The sequence below is a fragment of the Gammaproteobacteria bacterium genome (genome assembly GCA_015709615.1).
Taxonomy (GTDB): Bacteria; Pseudomonadota; Gammaproteobacteria; order Burkholderiales; family Nitrosomonadaceae; genus Nitrosomonas.
The window spans coordinates 69,941-90,916 of record CP054179.1 but is presented as its reverse complement, the minus strand read 5'-3'; the positions used below and the strand labels follow the sequence as shown (position 1 = coordinate 90,916).

The 20,976-nt window shown below is 51.4% G+C and carries 20 protein-coding genes; 7 read left to right on the top strand and 13 right to left on the bottom strand.

The genetic code is table 11. The features are described 5' to 3' along the window. Nucleotides 1-11: 11 nt before the first annotated feature. The 4 genes from sucC to HRU77_00410 form a co-directional block, all read right to left on the bottom strand. Nucleotides 12-1,217: an ADP-forming succinate--CoA ligase subunit beta gene (sucC, locus tag HRU77_00425; GenBank protein QOJ19293.1), complete on the bottom strand. Its 1,206-nt coding sequence runs from the start codon at nucleotides 1,215-1,217 to the stop codon at nucleotides 12-14. 140 nt (nucleotides 1,218-1,357) lie between these two features. Then, the gene (locus HRU77_00420) at nucleotides 1,358-1,702 is read right to left on the bottom strand and encodes a nucleotidyltransferase domain-containing protein (protein QOJ19292.1); all 345 of its coding nucleotides are present in this window, start codon (nucleotides 1,700-1,702) and stop codon (nucleotides 1,358-1,360) included. Nucleotides 1,703-1,766: 64 nt separating this feature from the next. Continuing rightward, the gene (locus HRU77_00415) at nucleotides 1,767-2,816 is read right to left on the bottom strand and encodes a hypothetical protein (GenBank protein ID QOJ19291.1); all 1,050 of its coding nucleotides are present in this window, start codon (nucleotides 2,814-2,816) and stop codon (nucleotides 1,767-1,769) included. A 74-nt stretch (nucleotides 2,817-2,890) separates the two neighbouring features. Further along, nucleotides 2,891-3,526, bottom strand: a complete 636-nt coding sequence (locus HRU77_00410) for a SagB/ThcOx family dehydrogenase (protein QOJ19290.1) — start codon at nucleotides 3,524-3,526, stop codon at nucleotides 2,891-2,893. Between the two features lie 307 nt (nucleotides 3,527-3,833). Here HRU77_00410 and HRU77_00405 point away from each other — a divergent pair, with 307 nt between their 5' ends. The 3 genes from HRU77_00405 to HRU77_00395 all read left to right on the top strand — a co-directional run bounded on the left by HRU77_00405 (nucleotide 3,834) and on the right by HRU77_00395 (nucleotide 6,775). Further along, nucleotides 3,834-4,661, top strand: a complete 828-nt coding sequence (locus tag HRU77_00405) for a hypothetical protein (GenBank protein QOJ19289.1) — start codon at nucleotides 3,834-3,836, stop codon at nucleotides 4,659-4,661. A gap of 65 nt (nucleotides 4,662-4,726) precedes the next feature. Next, entirely contained in the window at nucleotides 4,727-5,818 is a 1,092-nt protein-coding gene (locus HRU77_00400) for a hypothetical protein (GenBank protein QOJ19288.1), read from the top strand. A 438-nt stretch (nucleotides 5,819-6,256) separates the two neighbouring features. Then, on the top strand, nucleotides 6,257-6,775 hold the full coding sequence (locus HRU77_00395; GenBank protein ID QOJ22009.1) for a PEP-CTERM sorting domain-containing protein: 519 nt from the start codon (nucleotides 6,257-6,259) through the stop codon (nucleotides 6,773-6,775). 52 nt (nucleotides 6,776-6,827) lie between these two features. On the opposite strand, the gene HRU77_00390 is transcribed toward HRU77_00395, so the two are convergent. From HRU77_00390 to HRU77_00375, 4 genes are all read right to left on the bottom strand, one after another. Further along, on the bottom strand, nucleotides 6,828-7,451 hold the full coding sequence (locus HRU77_00390) for a hypothetical protein (GenBank protein QOJ19287.1): 624 nt from the start codon (nucleotides 7,449-7,451) through the stop codon (nucleotides 6,828-6,830). 4 nt (nucleotides 7,452-7,455) lie between these two features. Beyond that, a complete protein-coding gene (locus tag HRU77_00385) occupies nucleotides 7,456-7,998 on the bottom strand; it encodes a glutathione peroxidase (protein QOJ19286.1) in 543 nt (180 codons plus the stop codon). Between the two features lie 65 nt (nucleotides 7,999-8,063). Continuing rightward, the gene (locus tag HRU77_00380) at nucleotides 8,064-9,356 is read right to left on the bottom strand and encodes a porin (GenBank protein ID QOJ22008.1); all 1,293 of its coding nucleotides are present in this window, start codon (nucleotides 9,354-9,356) and stop codon (nucleotides 8,064-8,066) included. A gap of 123 nt (nucleotides 9,357-9,479) precedes the next feature. Then, a complete protein-coding gene (locus HRU77_00375) occupies nucleotides 9,480-10,679 on the bottom strand; it encodes an ABC transporter permease (protein ID QOJ19285.1) in 1,200 nt (399 codons plus the stop codon). Between the two features lie 197 nt (nucleotides 10,680-10,876). Between HRU77_00375 and HRU77_00370 the strand changes: the two genes are divergently transcribed. Beyond that, the gene (locus HRU77_00370) at nucleotides 10,877-11,218 is read left to right on the top strand and encodes a hypothetical protein (GenBank protein QOJ19284.1); all 342 of its coding nucleotides are present in this window, start codon (nucleotides 10,877-10,879) and stop codon (nucleotides 11,216-11,218) included. 81 nt (nucleotides 11,219-11,299) lie between these two features. Continuing rightward, nucleotides 11,300-12,757 (top strand): hypothetical protein, encoded by a 1,458-nt coding sequence (locus tag HRU77_00365; GenBank protein QOJ19283.1) that lies wholly within the window; start codon nucleotides 11,300-11,302, stop codon nucleotides 12,755-12,757. Here HRU77_00365 and HRU77_00360 read toward each other — a convergent pair. Further along, complete coding sequence (locus HRU77_00360; GenBank protein ID QOJ19282.1) at nucleotides 12,729-13,541, bottom strand: transposase family protein; 813 nt, start codon at nucleotides 13,539-13,541, stop codon at nucleotides 12,729-12,731. The two genes, HRU77_00365 and HRU77_00360, sit on opposite strands and share 29 nt — an antisense overlap. Nucleotides 13,542-13,902: 361 nt before the next feature. On the opposite strand from HRU77_00360, the gene HRU77_00355 reads away from it, so the two are divergent. After that, the gene (locus tag HRU77_00355) at nucleotides 13,903-14,289 is read left to right on the top strand and encodes a hypothetical protein (protein ID QOJ19281.1); all 387 of its coding nucleotides are present in this window, start codon (nucleotides 13,903-13,905) and stop codon (nucleotides 14,287-14,289) included. A 216-nt stretch (nucleotides 14,290-14,505) separates the two neighbouring features. Here the strand turns inward: HRU77_00355 and HRU77_00350 are convergent, their stop codons facing one another. Genes HRU77_00350 through HRU77_00340 form a run of 3 tightly spaced genes read right to left on the bottom strand, consistent with a single transcriptional unit; the run spans nucleotide 14,506 to nucleotide 17,523 of the window. After that, a complete protein-coding gene (locus HRU77_00350) occupies nucleotides 14,506-15,708 on the bottom strand; it encodes an ABC transporter permease (GenBank protein QOJ19280.1) in 1,203 nt (400 codons plus the stop codon). Further along, complete coding sequence (locus HRU77_00345) at nucleotides 15,695-16,378, bottom strand: ABC transporter ATP-binding protein (protein ID QOJ19279.1); 684 nt, start codon at nucleotides 16,376-16,378, stop codon at nucleotides 15,695-15,697. The genes HRU77_00350 and HRU77_00345 overlap by 14 nt, the downstream gene beginning before the upstream one ends. Continuing rightward, nucleotides 16,375-17,523 (bottom strand): efflux RND transporter periplasmic adaptor subunit, encoded by a 1,149-nt coding sequence (locus HRU77_00340; GenBank protein QOJ19278.1) that lies wholly within the window; start codon nucleotides 17,521-17,523, stop codon nucleotides 16,375-16,377. Before HRU77_00340 ends, HRU77_00345 begins: the two co-directional genes overlap by 4 nt. A gap of 139 nt (nucleotides 17,524-17,662) precedes the next feature. Here HRU77_00340 and HRU77_00335 point away from each other — a divergent pair, with 139 nt between their 5' ends. Then, complete coding sequence (locus tag HRU77_00335; protein QOJ19277.1) at nucleotides 17,663-19,297, top strand: DNA mismatch repair protein MutS; 1,635 nt, start codon at nucleotides 17,663-17,665, stop codon at nucleotides 19,295-19,297. A 73-nt stretch (nucleotides 19,298-19,370) separates the two neighbouring features. Here HRU77_00335 and HRU77_00330 read toward each other — a convergent pair whose 3' ends face one another. Next, on the bottom strand, nucleotides 19,371-20,513 hold the full coding sequence (locus HRU77_00330) for a response regulator (GenBank protein QOJ19276.1): 1,143 nt from the start codon (nucleotides 20,511-20,513) through the stop codon (nucleotides 19,371-19,373). Nucleotides 20,514-20,976: the final 463 nt, after the last annotated feature.

Sequence of the window (20,976 nt, the reverse complement as noted above, 5' to 3'; positions counted from 1 at the left end):
TATGACTCCCGTTAAGACTGACATTTGCAAGTAACACTGGCGGCGCTGGCTTTGGCCGCACCGGCCGCGTTGACCGCCTTCTGCGCGGCATCGGCCATATCCGCCGCCGAAATGATTGGCAGACCGGAATCGGCGAGAATCTGCTTACCGAGATCGACATTGGTGCCTTCCAGCCGCACCACCAGCGGCACGGTCAATTGCACCTCACGCGCCGCGGCGACTACGCCTTGCGCGATCACATCGCATTTCATGATGCCGCCGAAAATATTCACCAGAATCGCCTGCAATTTGGGATTGCACAGCATCAACTTGAACGCTTCGGTGACTTTTTCCGCTGTCGCGCCGCCGCCGACATCGAGAAAATTCGCCGGATTGCCGCCGTACAGCTTGATGATGTCCATCGTCGCCATCGCCAGCCCGGCGCCGTTCACCAAACAACCGATATTACCGTCGAGCGGGATGTACGACAGCTCGTGTTTTGCGGCCTCGATCTCGACCGGATCTTCCTCGTCCAGATCGCGTAGCGCCACAATGTCGGCATGGCGGTACAACGCGTTGTCGTCGAAATTCATTTTAGCGTCGAGCGCCATCACCTGATTGCCGTTCACCAACCCCAACGGATTGATTTCCAGCAGCGATGCATCGGTTTCATCGAATGCCCGGTACAATCCTTGCAGCAAACTGACCGCTTGCGGCACGCACGACGCGGGAATGCCGATTTGTTGCGCGATGTCTTGCGCTTGTTGCGGTGTCAAGCCCGCAACCGGATCGATAAACACTTTATGAATTTTTTCCGGCGTCTCGGCGGCGACTTTCTCGATATCCATGCCGCCTTCGGAACTCGCCATCAAACACACACGCTGCTGACGCCGGTCGACCACCATGCCGGCGTAGAATTCCTTGTCGATCTTCACCCCCTGCTCGATGAACAAGCGGTGCACGATCCGCCCCTCCGGCCCGGTTTGATGCGTCACCAGCCGCATGCCCAGTATCTCACCCGCACGCTGCCGCACCTCGTCCAGCGACCGCGCCACCTTCACGCCGCCGCCCTTACCGCGCCCACCGGCATAAATCTGCGCCTTCACCGCCCAGACCTCGCCGCCCAACTGCTTGGCGGCACTCAACGCCTCGTCGACGCTAAAACACGCGATGCCTTGCGGTGTCGCCACACCGTACTTGCGTAAAATTTCCTTGGCTTGGTATTCGTGGATTTTCATAAAGATCGCTCCATTAGATGGCTTCGGCTATTGCTGTAGGGTGTAATAAGCAAAGCGCATTACACCAGATGCGTATCATTCGATGCAACATTGGTCACATTCAACCGAACTGTTCAATTCCGCTTTAATCGTATCCACTGTCACAACATTACACCGGTTTGGCGCGCGATTTGATGGATTGGTTGTTCCCGTGTCTCTGGGTCAATGATGATGACATCGATTTTCTGATCGCCAAGCTGCATTTGTAATTGGCTGGTTAACCGGCATGCGCTGGCAATACGATCATTCAATTTTTGATCCGTCTCGATCAAGATATCGATATCCCCGCCCTTCTCGTCCAACCGCGCTCTGGAGCCGAAAATGCGAATACGCAGGCCATCTCCGAGCAAACGATGCACTGTCGCACGGATGATCTCGATTTCCTTGGCCGACAATCTGACATCCGGCTTGGAAGTGTGGCGATAGGACTCATCAAGATTAAGCACCAGTATTCACCCGGTAGTTTCAGTGTTTTGTAGATTTTCCTTCAAAGCTAATTCGAATAAAAAATCAAATTCCATTGGGTTTCCACTCTGGTGTCATTGCAAGCAGAGCTTCTTCCGCGCCTTTGCACTCATAAATTGGATAATCACTTCTCAATCGAGTCAGATTTAGATATGCATAAAGTTTAAATCGCTCAGTCATTTTACTGCGAGTATAAATGCCGTATCGAAGACCATCAGTAACGATCAAGCGGTGGCACGATGCTTTACCATCAGCATATGATTCCGCCTGAGATATTGCAGTTAAGCACGAGTTATCCATTTTTTTAGCTTCAACTACTATGCGAAGAGTTTCATTACTTCGTGGAAGTTGCTCAAACAATGCAACATCAACATAATTCCATTCTACAGCCATTCGCTGAGGTGTCCACCCCAGAGCACGAAGTAGAGGCACAATCAGATATGCCACCGTCTCATGTTCGGATGGTCTACTTGATGAGCGTTGATACCACTTTGCAATACGGGTTAGCTCGCCAATCTCGCTCAGGAGATTAGTAATCGCAACGCTTGCAACTCCATGATCAAATAGGAATTCTGATATTTCAGTAACAGTAATATCGTTTCTTTTCTGGACTGGCAACTCAACAAGATGGCGCGATAAATCACTATTGGAAACAGGAAGTGTCTTAAGCCAATCTGTTACTGAACCTTCACTTAGCTTTTGGGTTGTGTCCCCTTGTTTCAGAGCATAAGTGTCAAATATTTTGGGATTACTGAGATTCATCCACAGCCAGCGAACACGTCGAACATGTTGAAGCTCCCAACCATCTATATCACCAAATTCATCGTGCCATTCATAGTCACCGGCTATTTGCCCAACCCCAATGACATTAGCCGTTCCAAGGCGTAAAACTACAAGGTCACCGTCTTTCATATCTACTGCGAAGCGCCGCAAATCAGTAATCTTGCGCGACGATAATCCATTGCTAACACCAGGCCACGGCCCACCAGAGCCTGGTCCATTCAGAATAACATCCCATCCGCGGCAAATATTGGAATAGTTACGATCAGTATCGCCTGCAGCTTGCTGCCAAATAGTTTTCTGCGTAATGTCCATGCTTTGTTAATAAATTTAATCTGTCTATAGTTACTACGCGACTTTCGATTCAGAATTATTGCTAACTCTAGTACTTAAAACCCCACCGTCTGCGACAGCAGCACCTGCTGATCATGCGTCAATCCCAGCGCTTCGGCAATTGCCGCACGGTCGATCCAGGCGCGCAGCACGGTTACCAGGTTGTTACTCGCTGCGAACAAGTACACATTTTGCGCGATGGCGCCTGCGGCTACCGAGGCGTACGATTCGCGCTGGCTGAACGGCACTCGGTTCAGGCGTGTGTAATCGGCGACATATACCAGATCGAGCGGAGCTTCGTCGACGAAATCCTGATACCCGGTGATGCGCCGCACATCGCTGGCTGCAACCAGTGCTAGCACATTCGCTGTCGCATCGTAGCGGTAAGCGCCGGACGGCAGCGCCACATAAATATCGATTTCCTGCGCGTTGAGCGCGGAAGGCGCAGTGCGGCCGCCATCTTCCCGGTTGATGCCGTACGCCGCCCACAATAGATTGGATAGCAACGGTAACGACAAAGGATCGGACGCGAATTCGCGTGACGAATGGCGCTTGGCCAGTGCATCCATCAAGGGAATGCCGCCGTGTTTCTCGGGCGGCGGCAGCGCTATCGCCGTTGCAGCATCTCCCACAGCCGGTTTTGGCCGCAATTGTCCCATCATACCGAGTACGAATTTGCCGAAGGTATGCATGCGTTATCTCCTTTCTCTATGCTCTCACCCCAAGCATACGCGCTTTCATCAACGGTTAAAACCGGGTTGATTTTTCATGCGGTTGATGCTGAATAAAAACCGCAGCAAGCACAGCGCGTACCCGTTTCACCACCTGTTGAACCACCATCCTAACCCGTGATGAGTTCACTGAGTAACGTGGAACTGTGGTTTTTATCACAGACTAAACGGGCAAAAAATCATATCGTTTGCCACCTGTTTCGATTTTTCCGGTTTTTTTGCATAACCGACCCAGTAACGCAGTAACCCACCCTGTTTGAGGAGATCTATGATGAAAGTAAAAACATTGGCAGCAACGATTCTGAGCTTAGTCCTGACGATGGTTATCACGCCTACGCATGCATCGCACGCGGACGGCACCAACACTTCCGAGCTGGTGCACAAAGCCGACCTGATTTTTGAAGGCAAAGTGGTCAACGTCGAGTACCGCACCTCGGATATTCTGAAGGCGGACGATGTCGCCATGCCGCATACCTATGTCACTTACGAGATCACCCGGAACTTCAAAGGCCGCTCCAGCGAAGATAAATCGATCACGCTGCGTTTCCGCGGCGGGCCTGACGATGCCGGCAATACCCTGATTATTCCAGGCGTACCGTTATTTCAAGCGGGCGATCAGGACATCGTATTTGTGCGCGGCAACGGCGTGGAAATCTCTCCGGTGGTCGGCGGTAATTTTGGCCGTTTCCGCATCAGCAAGGATGCGGTGCATTCCGATGCTTGGCAAGAAATCTGGCTGTTGAGCAACGGCCAGCTCGATCAAGGCAAATTTAATGAAGAAAAGAAAAGCGTGACCCACCGCATCGGCGTCCACGAGTTTACGTTTGAAACCGAGAACACAGCGGAATGGACTCCGCCAGCCGACGCTAAGAGGCTGACACCGGCGCAATTCCGTAAATTCCTCGGCGATAGCATCAACCAACACTATACCCCGCAAGCGCTCAGCACGCTCAGAGCAGCCAAAAGTGTCCCCATTCATGAGCCATTTTCTGTCGGCAAAGCAAAACCGCTGGCCGCGCCGGTTGTAGCACCGGTTATCAACAAGCTGGATCCGGAAGCGATACGCCCGGAAGAAATGACAATCCGCAAGCATTAAAACGCAATTCCGCACGAATCTGAACATTGCATTCACAGCATGAACCAACGATTAGGAGACTTACAATGAACGCATCGCGATTTAACCAATTACTTGCCGCGCTGTTCCTGGCAACCATGACGCAACAAGCTTACGCTTACACCACGATCAAATGCGGCGGCAACTCAACTAAATGGAGCGGCAACAATTACACCGTCCGCGCATCATCCGTCGGCTTTCCTGTTGGCCCGTGGCGGGATGCTTTATCCTCCGTGGTTTCGCACTGGAACGGCAATCCCAGCAACTTGAGCTTCGGCGTCGTTTGGAATGAACCCGGCGTTGCCGCCAACAACAATGAAAACGAAGTCTGGTGGGAAGCCAATAACGGCGCGAATATCGGCACTTATCCGGCAGTCACTTATGTATGGTTCAAGGGCGATTGCACGTTGAAAGAAGCGGATGTCATATTTAATAACAGCGTGGCTTATCACTACACCACCAGCAAAACCAGTCTCTGGCCATACGGCGGTGCGAACCGGCCATTCCAAACGACTGCCATGCACGAATTCGGCCATGCCGCCGGATTGGCGCATACCGCCAATACCTATAACATCATGGGATCCGATTGGACGCATATCCACGCCAACGGCGCAACCGCCACCGCTTACAGCGGCGAGGATGCCAACAATGGATTGGTAGCCGTGTACGGCTTATGGACCGGCGGCCCGGAAGACCTCGGCGTGGTGCATTGGAAACATACCGGCAGCAGCGGCGAATACAGCACGCATGGCCGCACCCGCATTCTCAATACATCGAATATTGAACTGACAAAGGTAGCTGGTACCAGTGAACCGGTGTATCGCGTTAACAAAGGGCAAACCGTCAAGCTCGAGCTGACTTATGAGAATCTCGGCAAAACCAGTCCGCTGTCCGCCAAGGTGGGCTATTACCTGTCAAGCAATGACACCATCAGCGTGGCCGACCGGTTCCTGGGCGAAGGCGCCGTCACCTTATACCGCGGCTTTCCCGACACTACATTCAATACCTTCCTGGTCATCCCATCCGACCTGGTCAGCGGACAAACCTACTGGATCGGCGCCATCATCGATTACAACAATGCCTATAGCGAACGCAGCGAAGCCAATAACGCCACCTATATTGGCATTCGCGTGAATTAATTCACGACGCATTCAGTCGCACCGGCTAAAAAGCTTCTTTGCTCACCTGTCATCGCATGAGTGAAGAAGCTTTCAGGGTAAGAATCATAGCAAACGCTAACCCAGTTGCCGGATTTGCATTCGCAAGCCAAGTCAAATACAGCGTTCGTCATCGATATTCATCCGTTTGAAAAAAATAAGGAAATTACTTATTGCACCATAGTTATCTTGACCTATAATGACATTCCCGATTTAGCGTTTAGGAGAAATATAATGAGAAAAATACATGCTCTAACCTTAACAGCGAGTAAAAAATTCCAATCGGCAGCGGTGCTGGTTGTGGCGTTATCCTCTCTCAGCTGGGTAGCGCCGGCCGCTGCTGCCGCGGTCATTTATGATAACGGTGGGCCAGATGGAAGCAGGGGTTGGTGGAGTGATTTTGATGGCGTAAATCAACAGATGGCGGATAATTTTGTTCTAGGAGTCGGAAGCAATACCGTCACAGGTGTAAACTGGAGCGGTTCGTATTATCCGACCAATTCACCGACAGCCACGGATAACTTCCTGATCAGAATTTTTGGTGATTTGGGCGGCGTTCCGGACACTAATCCAATTTTTTCTTTCAGTGTCGGCAATGCCGTTAATCGCATAGACAGCGGTATCGATGACGCGACCTGGAGTATCGACATCTACAATTATTCAGCCGCCATACCGTCAACCACGCTGGTCGCCGGAACGACGTACTGGTTATCGGTTGTCAACGACACCAGCGGTTTCACTGATGATTGGCTATGGGAAAATTCGAATCCCGTAGGCGGCAGCGCTTTTCGTCTGGGTGATGGCAGTGGTTGGAGTGCTCACAGCACGGAATTAGCGTTTCAAATAACAGCCGTTCCCGAACCCGAAATATACGCTATGCTGCTGGCAGGTCTTGGGTTGTTGGGTTTTGCCGCACGCCGCAAAAAATCGAATGTTTAAGTTCAAAATTCACTAGCGGCATCTTAAAAAGCCTAGGCAGTGGATTTTTTGCCTAGGCATCTGATGGCATCTCGATATCCAACTTGACGCCATATCTGATTCTTTTACCATCCGCGTCAACGCTCTTTGTAATCATCGCATTGCATATCGTGACTTGTCCGGACAGTCCCTTTTCTTCAAGCTGATCAAGAAAACCGCGCGCGGGTTGGTGGTCGAAATAGCCGACTGTGCGGTTGTTAATGTTGACGCGAACCATATCGCTGTCGTAGGGGTTGCTGTCGTCCGGCATCAGGTGAGCTTTCAAGATGCGCGATTGAGCGGTTGCAGTGTTTTCAAAATCGATGCCGTTTTCCTGCGCCAGTTGCTCAATCGCCTGCTGATACGGTTGCGTTGAGATGGTGCAAGCAAATTGACCGAACTCCGGCCACACATAGGTGCCTTGCACCGCTTTGGCGCTTTTCCGCGCGACCTTTTCCGGCGCTCCCGAAGCGGCGATTTTGTCCCGATTGAAATAGAGAATGAGCGCGGAAATCAGCGTGACCGGCAGGATTAGCGAAACACCAGCCCCGGCACCGGTGATCAATCCCAAAAACACCGACAACCCCAGAATTGAGGCAATGCTGATTCCCGGCTTCTGTTCGCCTGGATTACCTGAAAAATCAGGTTCCCGGTTCATCGCGCTACTGCTGCAAAGCCTGTTCGATTGCCGACACCACCGCCGGATCGGAAGGCTTGGTGTGTGGCGTGAAATGCGTAATCAGCTTGCCGTCGCGCCCGATCAGGTATTTCTGAAAATTCCACGTCGGATAGGTGCCCGACAGTTCCGCCAGCCGCACATAAAACGGGTGTGCATCGCCTTTCTTCACCGTCGTTTTCTCGAACATCGGGAATTTGACGTCGTAAGTGAGGCGGCAGAAATCCTGAATTTGCTCTTCGCTTCCCGGTTCCTGTCCCATGAAGTCGTTGGACGGAAAGCCCAATACCACCAGTCCCTTGGATTCGTATTTTTCGTATAGTTGCTCCAGGCTTTCGTACTGCGGCGTATAACCGCATTTGCTGGCGGTGTTGACGACGAGCAGAACCTTGCCGGAATAGGCTTCGCATAAATTCACCGTATCGGTTCCGGCCAGTTTGCGGAAATTCTGATTGAGCAATTCGCTGTTGCAAGCGGCAAAAACGGGATCGAGCAAAAAAGTGGTCAATAAAACGAGCAAAATGCGCATGGATAATCTCCTTTTTAGAAGTGTATCTGGAAAATCAGGCGTTTCATTCTATCTTACTTCATCCATCAAAAATTGATTTGCGTGCGGAAAGAAAGCGTCGAAAGATGATCGGTGCGTGTCGGCATGCCGGAACCGGCGTTACCGATCGCCGCATCGGTCAGGTAATAGTTCAGCATAAAGCGCATGTTCGCATTGGGATACCAGTTTACACCCAAGGTAATGATTTGAACCTGGCATTTCGACGTACCGGTTTTGCATGGATCGGCGCTGAGGCTTTGCGAGAAATTTTCCGCCAGATCGTAGCGCCCGGCCAATTCCAGCGCACCCCATTTGCCGGCCGGCTGCGGTTTGCCGAAAGCACCGCGGTCTTTTCTGTAGACTGCGGTTTCGCCGGTCACAAACCAGCTTGCTTGTACATAGAAAGCCTGAATGGCTGAATCTCTGTTTCCGCCGTTCACTTGGTGCGTGTTATCGAGCAGGGAGAACGCATACTCGCCTTGCAGTCTGAGCGGACCGATGGCGTACGCGGCCTCTGCGGAGAAAGTCGACTGACTGTTGTGGCCGGGGGCTCCGGGACTAGCGCCGGCAGTTCCCAGCGATTGACTGATACCGAGACGTCCGCCGTACACATCGGCAATCTTCGCTGGCAACGAATCCCGATTGGCGGTGTCCCGGCTGGCGGATAGTCCGAGATGCAGAATATGACTTGATTTGTCGATCGGCAGCCAGATAGCGCGCCCGCCATAATTGATGCCCTCCAGCGGCAAACCGAAATGCGCCAAGCTCATCACGTAAACGCCAAAACCCAGATTATCCCTGACCATCGCTCGATAGCCGATGCCGGTTAGAAATTGCCGTCCGCTGTATATCCCGGTGGATGACGTGGACGGTCGTTCCATCATGGTAATCTCATTGGAGCTGGTGATCTCCTCCAAACCCCGGTATGCCTTGAACTGTCCGATGGTCAATTGTCCCGGTCCTAATTTGGCGGCTACCCAGGCTTCGCGAAGGCTATGCGGAAAAGGTGTGGTTTCGTTGACGGCGAAGTCATTCTCAAATTTGAAATTAACACCATAAATTTTTCCTGTGATGGTGGCGTACGTTCTGCGCCAGTTGAAACCGTCGCGATCATCGCCGCTTAAGAGCTGGCTGCCGAATGCGGGGTAATTTGCATTCGGCTGATCAGGGTACAGCGAATGCACGTCGAAATGGCCGCGCCCGTTCAGGCCGATCTCGAAATTACCGTTATCGCTTTTGATTCTGGGGCCGTTTTTGTAGGTGAAGTTAACCGCATGGCATGACGCAATGCCGAAATGGGTCAGTACGGCGAGACTACAGAGCGTGACTGCGCTTCTCAGGCTTCGTTTGCATTCCGGCACACCGCACCCTTCTGTGAATGGAGTGCGTCCGATTATATATCAAGCGGAAAAAACGAATGGCGTTGTGTTTTGCCGTGACACAGCTCCATTCATACAAAAGAATTAGTCCGTGCGCAAAGCATCCACCGGATTCAATTTGGCCGCGCGCATCGCCGGAACCACACCGGCAATCAAGCCGATCAACATCGACAAACACACCGCGGCAAGTACGAAATTCCACGGAATATTCACCGGCAATCCGCTGATCAGCAACTTGAGCAATCCGGCGATACCCGCGCCGATGAGCAGGCCCGCCAAGCCGCCGATGGTCGACAGCGCGGTCGACTCCAGCAAGAACAACAATCGGATACGCCCGCGCGTGGCGCCCAAAGCGGTGAGCAAACCGATCTCCGATACCCGTTCGGAAACGGCGATATGCATCAGCGTGATCATGCCAACCGCGCCGACCAGCAGCGAAATGCCGCCCAGCGCCGCAACCGCGAACTTCAACACCGTCAGCACGGTGGATAAGGTGCTGAGCATTTGCTGCTGCGGCTTGACGGTGAAATCCTCGCGCCCGTGCCGCGCGATCAGGATGCGGTTGATGTCGTCGACCACGGCTTGTACCGGCGCATCGGGATGATAGGAAAAATTGATTTCCATGACACCCTGGCGGTTGAATACTTCCAAAGCCCGCGCCGTGGGTACAAAAACCGTATCGTCAAAATCAAAACCGAGCACGTTGCCCTTCGGTGCCATCACGCCGATGATGCGGAATCGCGTCGCGCCGACTTGCAGCAATGCACCGAGCGGATTGGCATCGCCGAACAGTTCGTTGCGCACTTTGGCGCCGAGCACAGCGTACGCGCGCGGATTGCGCGGATCGTCATCAGGCAGAAACTGTCCGGTTTCGACCTGCATATTGAAGGCCCGGGCAAAATCGGGGCCCTGCCCGTACGCCGTGACGCGGCGGCTGCGGCCTTGCGCGCGGATTTCCGCATTGCCGATCACGCTGGCATTGGTGTAACGCGCATAGCGGCTTTGTTTCAGCGCGATGGCATCCTCAATCGTCAGCAGCCGCGCGCTGCCGATCGCACCCAATGAGCCGCCGTGCGTATTGATCTTGCCCGGCGTAATGGTCACGATATTGGTGCCGAATTGTGTGAATTCAGCCAGCACGAAACGTTGAATGCCATCGCCGATCGCGGTCAGCAACACGACAGCGGCGATACCGACGGCGATGCCGGAAGCCGATAAAAAAGTGCGCAAACGGTGCGCCGTCAGCGAACGGAGAGCGAAGTGGAAAGTATCGATTGTGTTCATTACTCGCTTATAGTTGCTTCAAGAATCGATATTTCTCATACTAAGCAAGGTTTGACAGTTACTATAAAGCAGCTTAGCGCCATTTTTACTCTTTACTCATAGTGTGAACTACATCGAATTAATTATGCGGTCTTTGTCTCAACGCTGGATGCCGAAAAAGCGTAAATAGAGTAGGCGCAAACTATAGGACTAATATCATGACTCGATTAATTGTGAATGCGATAGCTGAAGATACGATAGCAGCTCCCAGTAATGCGCTTGAATCCTACATCGTCGTTAGTGTAACCGATAGCAATGGAGTAGCGGTAACCGGACTCAACGCAGGAAATTTTGCCGTTGGTTCCGCAATTGTTGGCCCTGGCGGGTCGATCTCTCATATCACGTCTGTTAGCAGCGGCGGTTCCGTCACCGGGGTTTATATTTTGCGCATTGCTCCTCTGGCGGGTCAAACCTGGAAATCAGGCGTTTACATCTGGTCTGTGCGTGTCACATCAGGTGCGAATACCGGGCAGACACTCTGCTCGACCCTGATGGATTGATAAATTTACCCCCTGCCGCTTATCAGTTTTGGCGGATACCGGCAGGGGTGTAAGGAGAAATAATAATGCGACACAATCGGAATGAACGCTAAAAGCATCAAACTAATCCCAACATGGCAAGCCGTCGTGATCATGGTGTTCTGCACTCACTCCCTGGCAGCCGATGAGGGATTCAGATTCTTCTACAATTTCGCGCCGGGTGTAACTTTTTATGAAACGGATCACAGCCGCCAGGAAAGCGGCAGCAAGCTTATTTCCGAATTCCGCCGCACGATAGAGTTCCGCGTCTCCCAAACACACGGCGCAGCCTTGCCCACACTGAGCGCTCGAATTATTGAACTCAGTAATAAAGGACGCCGGATTGATTATTACAATGGCGTTCAGTTCGAAGCGAATATCTCGGCCACAGGCGAAGTAACGGAATATTCTTTTTCCGGCGGACTGCCGCGCTATCAACCGCTCATTCAGGCAGCCGGGCCAGCCAATCGCAATAATATCTTCTGGATGCCGCGTTTTCCCGATAAACCGGTAAAGATCGGCGATACTTTCACGGATACCGTATTCCTCAACAGTACGGGTATGGCGGCAGGCGGACAAACCGTCTTTGAATTGGAAGAAGTCAGAGACAAATTAGCGCGTTTCAAATTGCGGCATACCGGCTCGACCACAAGCGAGGGAGCGGGCGGAACGCAAATCAGCCAAGGGCATGCAATTTTCGATCTGGATAAAGGGATGTGGTCGTCGTTTGAGCTTTCCGGTGAAGGAACGGCACAACTGGCGAGCACACTCAGCCAGCATTACAAGACTTCCAGCCGGAAGGAAATTTCTCGCAGCGCTGGTTGCGATCAAGCGACGACAGGCGTGAGTAACCCGGACGGCGCAATCAGCCATGCGCGCACTCTGGCCAATCAGCTCGTTCGCAATGCCTTAACGCGCTGGCCCGGAACAGGCGAAAATTTATATGCGAGCTACCGGCATTTCCACTGTCCCGACCGGCCGCAAATGACGGCGATCCGGGATAATCTCGCGGCAGGGGAACAAATTCTTGGCGATCTAACGGTTACATGCCTGCCTGCTTCCGCGGATGTCTGCGACAATGTCCGAGGAAACGAAGTCAATCTGCCGGTGGAGTCACTGCCTGGCGGCGCTTCAAGCAGCCGTTTGGTGCAGCTTTGCCCAAGCTTTTTCCGCATGGACGATGATGAACAAGCAGGGACACTGATCGCGGCTGCCGTCAAACTCTCTGGAGTTGGAGATGGTCATCGTTGCATGTTGCAAGAAGATTGCTATTTCGACTTCTTGAGACCAGCTTCCGAAGTTGTCGGTGGAAATCCATACGCCTACGGTTACTACGCTTTAGCGCTGTCGGGATGGACGTTCTCCAGAGAACCCAGCCGTACCCCTTGTTCTCCACAGGCCAGCGGAAATTACATACAGGTTGACGGCGGCGCTGCTGCCACTGATCCGGCGAGTGTTCAACCCTATCGAGGAGATTTCTATGTAAGAAATCTCAGGGTTGTTTACAGAGAGGTTGATTGAAATAAGCGTTGAGTATTTCATAAGGGGTAGCATTATTCAAACTCTTATGAGGCTTAACGGTATTGTAGAAGTTAATGAAACGGAGAAGCTGAATGCGTCGATCGGCGCTGTCTTTAAAGTGAATCTTACTGTGCCACATGTCCATCAGAGTACGGATGACCCGCTCAGCTTTCCCGTTGGTTTGAGGACGATTGACACGAGTAAACTTCTGACCGATACCGTGTTGCCTGCAAACTTTGACAAAAGCATGATCGTCAGTTCCTTTAAATTCCGTGCCGTTATCGGAATAAGTGCAATCGATTTGATAAGGACATTGGGCAACAGTAGCGATGAGAAAGCAAGCGGCGCTGTATTGAGTTTTATCGGGGAAGATATCGGCATACAATTCCCTGGAGAAATCATCGATGGCCACAAACAGGTACTCGCGAGGTTTATTGGCAGACTGTCCTTTCAATAATGGAAGCCGCTTGGTATCGAGGTGAACGAGCTCGCCCGGATAAGATTTGTTATAGCGCTTCGCTTCGCGCTTGAGACGTTCCTGGATGGTTTGCTCTACTTTAGCCAAACGTTTGAGGCCATACTGCAGTGTCTTGAAGCGCTGATTGGTACTGCTACGCGGAGTAAATTCCTGGAGTCTGGCTCGTTTCAGTACGTCATAAATCGTTGGCCGGCTGACGTGAAAGTATTCTGCCAGCTGAACTACCTTCCACAGCCGGGTTTGATACAGCCGCCAGATTTCCTGACGATCCAATAATGTTAAACGAGTGCGTTTGTGTATGTTCATCTACAGTATTCTCCTGAATACTGTAAACAACGCTAGAAATTCTTACATATTATAAAGGCAATTTGTTGAAGCAAATTGCCAGGATTGCTTCTGAATCTTTAAACAAAACTGGATTTTTTGATCGTGCAATAGCATATTTTCCGCGACATTCAGTTTGGCACGTAATGAAAAAGGAGAAGGATATTTTTTAATATAAATCGAATTTATAAGTGGATTTCATAAAGAAACTATACTGGCGTTTTTAAGCTTAATTAATAAATGCCTTCCTCACAGATGAATGGAATATTCGATAACATCTGGAGGATGCTGAATCTGTCACATGGAGGAAAGAATGGATCTAAAGATCGTATCAGGCGTATTAGTGACAAAAGGACATCAAGAAGGCCGAGTTGTGATCGATTTTGGCTCGAACAGCATCGTCGTTGGCAGCAGCGACTTGGCACCCGGAGATTTACAGAAAGAAGTAACCATTGCACCGAGAGCGCCGGTAGATTTGAGACGCAGCTACTTCGATCAGACTCCATGCCATACCGTAGGATTGCGCGAAATAAGCGTATCCCGCACCATACAAGATAATACGATAGGACCAACGACGCTCATTTTGATCGAAGATGAATTCCAGATAAACTCATCTGCCGATAGTCAGCGCCTTACGATCACTTGGAAAGGAAAAGACAAGGCCAGGATTGCCGAAATTACCTACATGGCAATCGGATCCGTATCACCTCCTCCGCCCGGTCCGCATTGATTGTGTTACAAATCAATTCATCTCCAATAAACAGACACATTTTGTTCTGTTTAAAGGAGATGAAGGGTGACTCAATACTACAAACCTCTATATCCGGTGAATCTTCACCATCGAGTGGTGAATTTGTTGCATCAGATGTCGGCGTTGCGGGTCATTGAACCAACACATTGTAGCTTGGTTTTGCAAAGATCAGATTGCGAAAAATATCCATCGATATCATTTCTTACTCAGCGCTTTCACGGCATCGAGCCGCGCCGCCTGATTTGCAGGCCAAAGACAGGCGGCGATGCCGGTCACCAGCGCAACCACAACACCGGCAATTGAAGCCCAAACGGGTGCCCAGGCGGGAAGTTGCGGGTACGCCAAGCGCAGCATCAGACTACCCAATTGACCCAGCAGTGATCCGGAAATCGCACCGGCAAGCGACAACCACACCGCTTCGGCGAAAAATAACCGGCGGATGTCGCCGGAAGTCGCACCGATGGCTTTCAGCAGGCCGATTTCCGCCGTGCGTTGATTGACCGCCACCAGCATCACGTTCATCACCAGAATACCGGCGACGATCAGGCTAACCGCGGCAATCCCGGCGACCGCCAGCGTCATGGTGTGCAGAATCCGGTCGAAGGTTGCCAGAATGGCATCCTGCGTGATCACGGTAACGTCTTCTTCACCGTCGTGGCTCTGTTTCAGCGTTGCCAATACTGCCTGCTTAGCAGGTTCAATGTCATGGTGGCTTTTTGCCTCGATCAGAATGCGGAACAGCGATGTGGTATTGAACATCTGCTGCGCGTAATCGATCGGGATGATGACGATTTCATCGGTATTGAACCCCATCGATTCGCCTTGCGAGGCCAACACACCGGATACGATGAAGCGGCTGTCGCCGAGGCGCACGCGCTGACCGATGGCCTGGCTGCGCGGGAAGAATTCGCGGGCGATTTTCGCGCCCAGCACGATTTGCGCGTTGCGTTCGGTACCATGCGCCAGAAAACCACCCTGCGCCAATTGCATGTGCCGCACTGGGATCAAGTCGGCGTTGCTGCCCAGCACCGTGACTTCGCGCAGACGATTGGCGGCGGATAATTCCGCGGCGCCGACATTGAGCGGTGCATAGCGCCGCACTTGCGGCAACCGGCCGAGCAGTTGCGCATCTTTCAGCGTCAAGTCCCGCGGCGTCTGGCCCAGCACCGCGCCGAGAAACGAACCCGACGTTTCCGCGCGCCCCGGCAAAACGACCAGCAAGTTGGTACCGATGGAAGAAAACTGATTGATGACATAATTTCTCGCGCCGTCGCCGAGCGCCGTCAACACCACGACCGAAGCCACACCCAATGCCATCGCCAGCACAATCAGCAGGGAGCGGATACGGTAACTCAATACCGTTTTAAACGAAGTCTGTAAGGTATCAGCGAGTGTCATCGGATTGATCCGTCAGTATTTTTCCATCGCGCATTGCGATCTGCCGGTGCGCGCGCGCACCCAATTCGCGGTCATGCGTGACGATGATCAAAGTGGTTCCACTGTGATGCAGGTTTTCCAGCAACGCCATGACTTCGGCGCCGATCTGGTGATCCAGATTACCGGTCGGTTCATCCGCCAGAATGACGCTGGGGCGCATGATGGTTGCGCGCGCAATCGCCACGCGCTGGCGCTGTCCGCCGGAAAGCTCGGCAGGCCGGTGCTGCGCGCGCTGTTTCAGCTCGAATGCCTGCAATGCCTCGTCGACGCGGATTTGCCGCTGTTCCTGCGGCACACCGCCGAGAATGAGCGGCAACTCGATATTTTCCGCCGCCGTCAGCCGAGGCACCAAATGAAAGGACTGAAAAACAAAGCCGATTTTTTCCCGGCGGATACGCGCCTGTTCGATTTCCGGCAAATCGGTGACCAGCCGCCCGTCAAGCTCATAGCACCCGCTATCGGGCCGGTCCAGCAAACCGATGATGTTCAGCAGCGTGGACTTCCCGGAACCGGAAGGCCCCATGATGGAAACATATTCACCCGAAGTGATGGTCAGATTGATGTCGTTCAACGCGTGCACTGCCTGATCACCCATGTGAAATGTGCGCGTGATCGCGTTCAAGCGGATCATTGGGTTTTCGGCTGCACGACGGCGCCGACTTTGATCCCGTCCTTGTCAAATGCGATCAGCACCTGATCCCCGGCTTTCAGACCGCTGCGAACTTCAGTAAAACTCCAATTGCTCAGGCCGGTTTCCACCGACTGCTCAATCAAGCGGCTTTGGTTATCCACCAGCCAGACTTTTTTGTTCTGCCGGATGGCTTGTGTCGGAATCCGCAGCACGCCGTCCTTGCGCTGCAAAATCACTTCGACATCGGCGCTATAACCCACCAGCAGCACATCTGCCGGAGCTTGCAGAAAATCCACTTCGATATCGACGGTGCGCGCCTGCTTCTCGATTTCGGTGACATACGACGCGATGCGCCGGATTCGCCCCGAAAAAATTTTGTCCGGCATGGCATCCAATGTGATACGCACTTCCTGTCCGATCCGGATTTTGGGCGCATCGACTTCGTCCATCGGCGCGGTAACATATAGGCAGCGATCGTCGATCAGATCGATCGTCGGCGGCGTCGGGATACCGGGTGGCGACGGTGTGGTGAATTCGCCCAGCTCGCCGCTGATATGCGCGATCACGCCGGAAAACGGCGCACTGATGACAGTGCGTTCCAGCCCTGCCTGCGCCACGCGAACTTGCGCCTCGGCACGTTTAATATCGGTGGCGGCGGCTTCACAACTGGCTTGCCGGGAACGCGCATTGGCATTGACGTCATCGGCGCGTTGCGAGCTGACAAAGCCCTGCTCGACCAGTTGTTGCGTGCGTACCGCTTCGCGCCGGGCATTTTCCGCCAGAATACAGGTTTCGCGGCGGCGTTCCTGTGCCATCGCCAACTGCCGTTGCGCCAACTCGCGCTGCGCCAGCAAATCCTGATTCCATAACTCCAGCAGAATCTGTCCTTTTTGAACATGATCGCCTTCCTTGACCCAGATTTTGGCGATTTGACCGCCGGCAATCGGCGCCAGATTCGAGCGTTGGCAGGATTTGACGGTGCCCGCGCGGGTATTGACGATGGTCGCTTCGACATCGCCGCTGGCGATAGCGGCTACTTCCACTTCAAGCGGTTTGGGGCGCGTGTAATACCAGCCGGCAAGCGCGATTACAGCGGCGATGGCGGTAAAGCCGATTAATCTTAGCGGTTTGTTAAGCGGTGACATGATTCGGCGAGCGTAGTCAGTGCGATTACGGATGACATTGTGTTGTGTTTCATTGCAAATATGCGTATTTTACACGTTCATTAGAGCTTAACGCCGCTTGCTGGCGATTCATGAAAAAACCTGAACAGACACGACCCGTATGATTGATATTTGGCGCAAAAAATTCATCCTATCCGATTCCGATCGACCCACGAATATGGAGGATATCCGCCCCACGGCAACGGATCACGAGGCGCTTGATCCGAAAACGTTTTCCGCGATAGAAACCGAGGCGCTGTTCCATGTCATCGAGCACACCAAAACCGAGACCGGCCGCTTGGTACTGTACCGCTCGCTCGCCCGTCCCGCGCAAAATGCGCAAGTGACGCAGCAAAAGCAGATTGCGCTGCGCGAGATCGAGTCGAACCCGGAACTCCGCGATGCGCTATCCGATTTCATTGCAAAAACCATTTCCGGCGAAAGATCGCTGAAACATCTGTTGTATGGTGAGTTTTCCGGCGGTTTGGCGACTGATGAACCGAGCAGCCGCAGCGATAAACTGGAATTCGGCGGTTACGGCTACCGGCAATATCAGGACGGCACTCAGTTTGCCGTGAATTTGGTCGAGCAAGCCAGAAATTTGCCGCGCCCGCAGTCCGCTTATTTGCACACGCTGCTCGATGCTATCCGGGACTTCGGCCAATCGCGCATCTATGCGTTGATGAAAGGACCGGTTTACTCCATGGGTGGCAAATTCAAAACAAAGAAAGAGAAAGCGCGTTTCGATTTGTATTTGCGCTTCCAGCCTTCGCTGTTTAAGATTTTGCCGATACTGATTTTTCTGGCCGCCGGTTACGGCATTTTATTTTTCTTTGAAATGCTGATGCCACAGTTCGGCGCGTCTTATATCAGCTACGGCATTCTGGCGCTGACCGCGCCGGTTTTGCCGATTATTCTGCTGGCAATGGGTGTTTCCGACCGCGATTCGATCATTTATCCCTTGCGCAAGCAATTTCGCGAAAGTCTGGAATTGGCGAAAGCGGTCGAAGCGTTAGGATTGCTCGATGAGCTATTATCTTTTTACCGCTATGGTCAGTCGCTTCCAGGAGACAAAGTTTTACCGGAAATCCTCGATGAAAAACAACACCGGCTAATTGTCAATCAAGCCAGAAATCCCCTGTTGATTAAAACCATCCCGGATTATGTGCCTAACGACATACACCTCGATCTTGCCGGCCGGGTACTGGTTATCACCGGCCCTAATAGCGGCGGTAAAACCGCGTATTGTAAAACCATCGCGCAGATCCAGCTGCTCGGACAAATCGGCTGCTATATTCCCGCCACGCAAGGACAATTGGTTCCGGCAGAGCATATCTATTATCAAGTACCCGACCCCGGCCAACTCAGCGCCGCGATGGGTCGCTTCGGTCATGAACTCCAGCGTACGCGCGAAATTTTTTTCAACTCCACGCCGCGCAGCCTGGTGGTACTCGACGAATTATCCGAAGGCACTACATTTGAAGAAAAAATGACAATTTCCGAATACATCCTGAAAGGATTTCATAAACTCGGTGCGAGCACGCTGCTGGTTACGCACAATCACGAGTTGTGCGAGCTGCTGCAAAAAGATGGTATCGGCCGCTATTTGCAAGTCGAGTTCTTACCGCAAGGCCCGACGCACCGGCTGATTGCAGGCATCTCCAAAGTCAGCCATGCGGACCGCGTCGCCAGCGCTATCGGATTTAGCCAAAAGGATGTGGAAAAACATTTGGAACGGCAACGTGAAGCGGAGTAAATTAGAGGACGCGAATTAATACACGTCTACTTGCTGCAAAGCGCTTTACTTGTGAGCGAGAAACGTGCCGCGATCAAGAAGATTCCAGTTGCTGAAAATGCTGCTTGGCATAGGCAAATAAGCTAAAACGATTCTTTATGCCCAATTTACTGAATATGGAAGTCAGGTGATTGCGCAAGGTATGCTCACTCATGCACAATTTTGCAGCTATCTGTTTATTCTGCTCTCCGCCCGTTCCATCGGAAAATGCTCTAAGAATCATGCATTCTTTACGAGTCAGCATTGCAATTTTGTCTGTATCGGTATCAGAAGAAATCTTTCTGCGTATACGTGAATTTTGTAAAAGAATACGGCCGGTTGTAATGCGATCGAGCCATAATTCACCATCGTAAATTTTCTCAATTGCTCTAAGTACCGTTTGCATAGATTCTTTTCTATGCACTATGCCGCGTGCGCCGCTAAGAACCGCTCTATCAATCACTTCTTTATCGTGCGTTTCAGTAAAAATTACCACCCGCGTATTTCCATTGCTGGCGAAATCAGGAATGTGGTTTACACAGTCTGTTTCATCCAAATGGATATTCAATATAAGAATATCCGGATTTCTTTCCAGAACAAGCCGTTTAGCATCAGAAATATTAGTCGCTACGCCAACGACTTCCATTCGAGGTTTCACACTATCAATTAACTTCTCCAATCCCCAAAGCACGATTTGTTGATCGTCAACTAATAAAACTCGAATAGGCTGCACTAAAAGCTGTTTGATTTGATTATCAGATTTTTCAATGCCGTGATATTGGCAAAAGCAAGACTCGAAGTTGGTGTGCTGTTTTTTTGCAGTGCCTTTATTGATATTACAACCCGTAGCAGTAGCGATCGTCATTGTACGCTGCACGATCAAGTCACTGGTATACGCTGTAAAATAAATGCAAAGATTGGAATTGTCGGTTTGTAAATTCAATTGCTGCGCTAAATAGATACCATCGCAATCGTTCAACTCCATGTCCGTCAGAATTAAATCAGGCTTATCTTTTTTTACTCTGGTTATAGCTTCCTGACTTGAAGTACAAATGCCGATAATATCGTATTGCCAGTCATCGAGTATATTTCTCAATGTTTCGCCAGAGACATATTTATCAACAACAACCAGTACCTTGATATCATCAATTCTTCTGTGCGAAACTCTCGCAAGCATATGTTCTGTTTTGTTGGTCATTTATCTTTACCTTTAAACAGTACCACTTCTTGATTCATTCTGTAATACTCCATTCACTAAATTGTTATGCGAATAACTTAGAGAGATGCTGAAAACAAACATGATTTTTATTCATCTCTATTTCTATCAATTAATTAGCAACGTATCGTGGTTTTTGATTACATACTTGCAATTCAGTCAGCAATTCAATCTTTATCTATCGCAATAAGCCAACCAGCTCTTATTTCGGATTTAGCATTAAAAACTTTAAATATTTTTTGATCATAATCAATTAAGAAAGCTCTGCGAAACTGCTACGCTCGGCCATATTGCGTTGAAATCAGGTTCAAAATGCTCATATCATTCGTAAGCTACACTTTCTAACTCGATTTCGTCTTACCTAACCATCGCGCGCGGCCTTTTTCAGAGCTACCTTAAGCGCTGCGGCACTTTGATTCTTGCTGCCGTCATGAGGAATTACGCA

Coding starts and splice junctions, on each gene's coding strand:
- sucC (QOJ19293.1), bottom strand. CDS start 1,217: ATGAAAATCCACGAATACCAAGCCAAGGAAATTTTACGCAAGTACGGT.
- HRU77_00400 (QOJ19288.1), top strand. CDS start 4,727: ATGAACGCATCGCGATTTAACCAATTACTTGCCGCGCTGTTCCTGGCA.
- HRU77_00360 (QOJ19282.1), bottom strand. CDS start 13,541: ATGAACATACACAAACGCACTCGTTTAACATTATTGGATCGTCAGGAA.
- HRU77_00350 (QOJ19280.1), bottom strand. CDS start 15,708: ATGACACTCGCTGATACCTTACAGACTTCGTTTAAAACGGTATTGAGT.
- HRU77_00340 (QOJ19278.1), bottom strand. CDS start 17,523: ATGTCACCGCTTAACAAACCGCTAAGATTAATCGGCTTTACCGCCATC.
- HRU77_00405 (QOJ19289.1), top strand. CDS start 3,834: ATGATGAAAGTAAAAACATTGGCAGCAACGATTCTGAGCTTAGTCCTG.
- HRU77_00415 (QOJ19291.1), bottom strand. CDS start 2,816: ATGGACATTACGCAGAAAACTATTTGGCAGCAAGCTGCAGGCGATACT.
- HRU77_00390 (QOJ19287.1), bottom strand. CDS start 7,451: ATGAACCGGGAACCTGATTTTTCAGGTAATCCAGGCGAACAGAAGCCG.
- HRU77_00410 (QOJ19290.1), bottom strand. CDS start 3,526: ATGCATACCTTCGGCAAATTCGTACTCGGTATGATGGGACAATTGCGG.
- HRU77_00385 (QOJ19286.1), bottom strand. CDS start 7,998: ATGCGCATTTTGCTCGTTTTATTGACCACTTTTTTGCTCGATCCCGTT.
- HRU77_00370 (QOJ19284.1), top strand. CDS start 10,877: ATGACTCGATTAATTGTGAATGCGATAGCTGAAGATACGATAGCAGCT.
- HRU77_00395 (QOJ22009.1), top strand. CDS start 6,257: ATGGCGGATAATTTTGTTCTAGGAGTCGGAAGCAATACCGTCACAGGT.
- HRU77_00375 (QOJ19285.1), bottom strand. CDS start 10,679: ATGAACACAATCGATACTTTCCACTTCGCTCTCCGTTCGCTGACGGCG.
- HRU77_00330 (QOJ19276.1), bottom strand. CDS start 20,513: ATGACCAACAAAACAGAACATATGCTTGCGAGAGTTTCGCACAGAAGA.
- HRU77_00365 (QOJ19283.1), top strand. CDS start 11,300: ATGAACGCTAAAAGCATCAAACTAATCCCAACATGGCAAGCCGTCGTG.
- HRU77_00335 (QOJ19277.1), top strand. CDS start 17,663: ATGATTGATATTTGGCGCAAAAAATTCATCCTATCCGATTCCGATCGA.
- HRU77_00345 (QOJ19279.1), bottom strand. CDS start 16,378: ATGATCCGCTTGAACGCGATCACGCGCACATTTCACATGGGTGATCAG.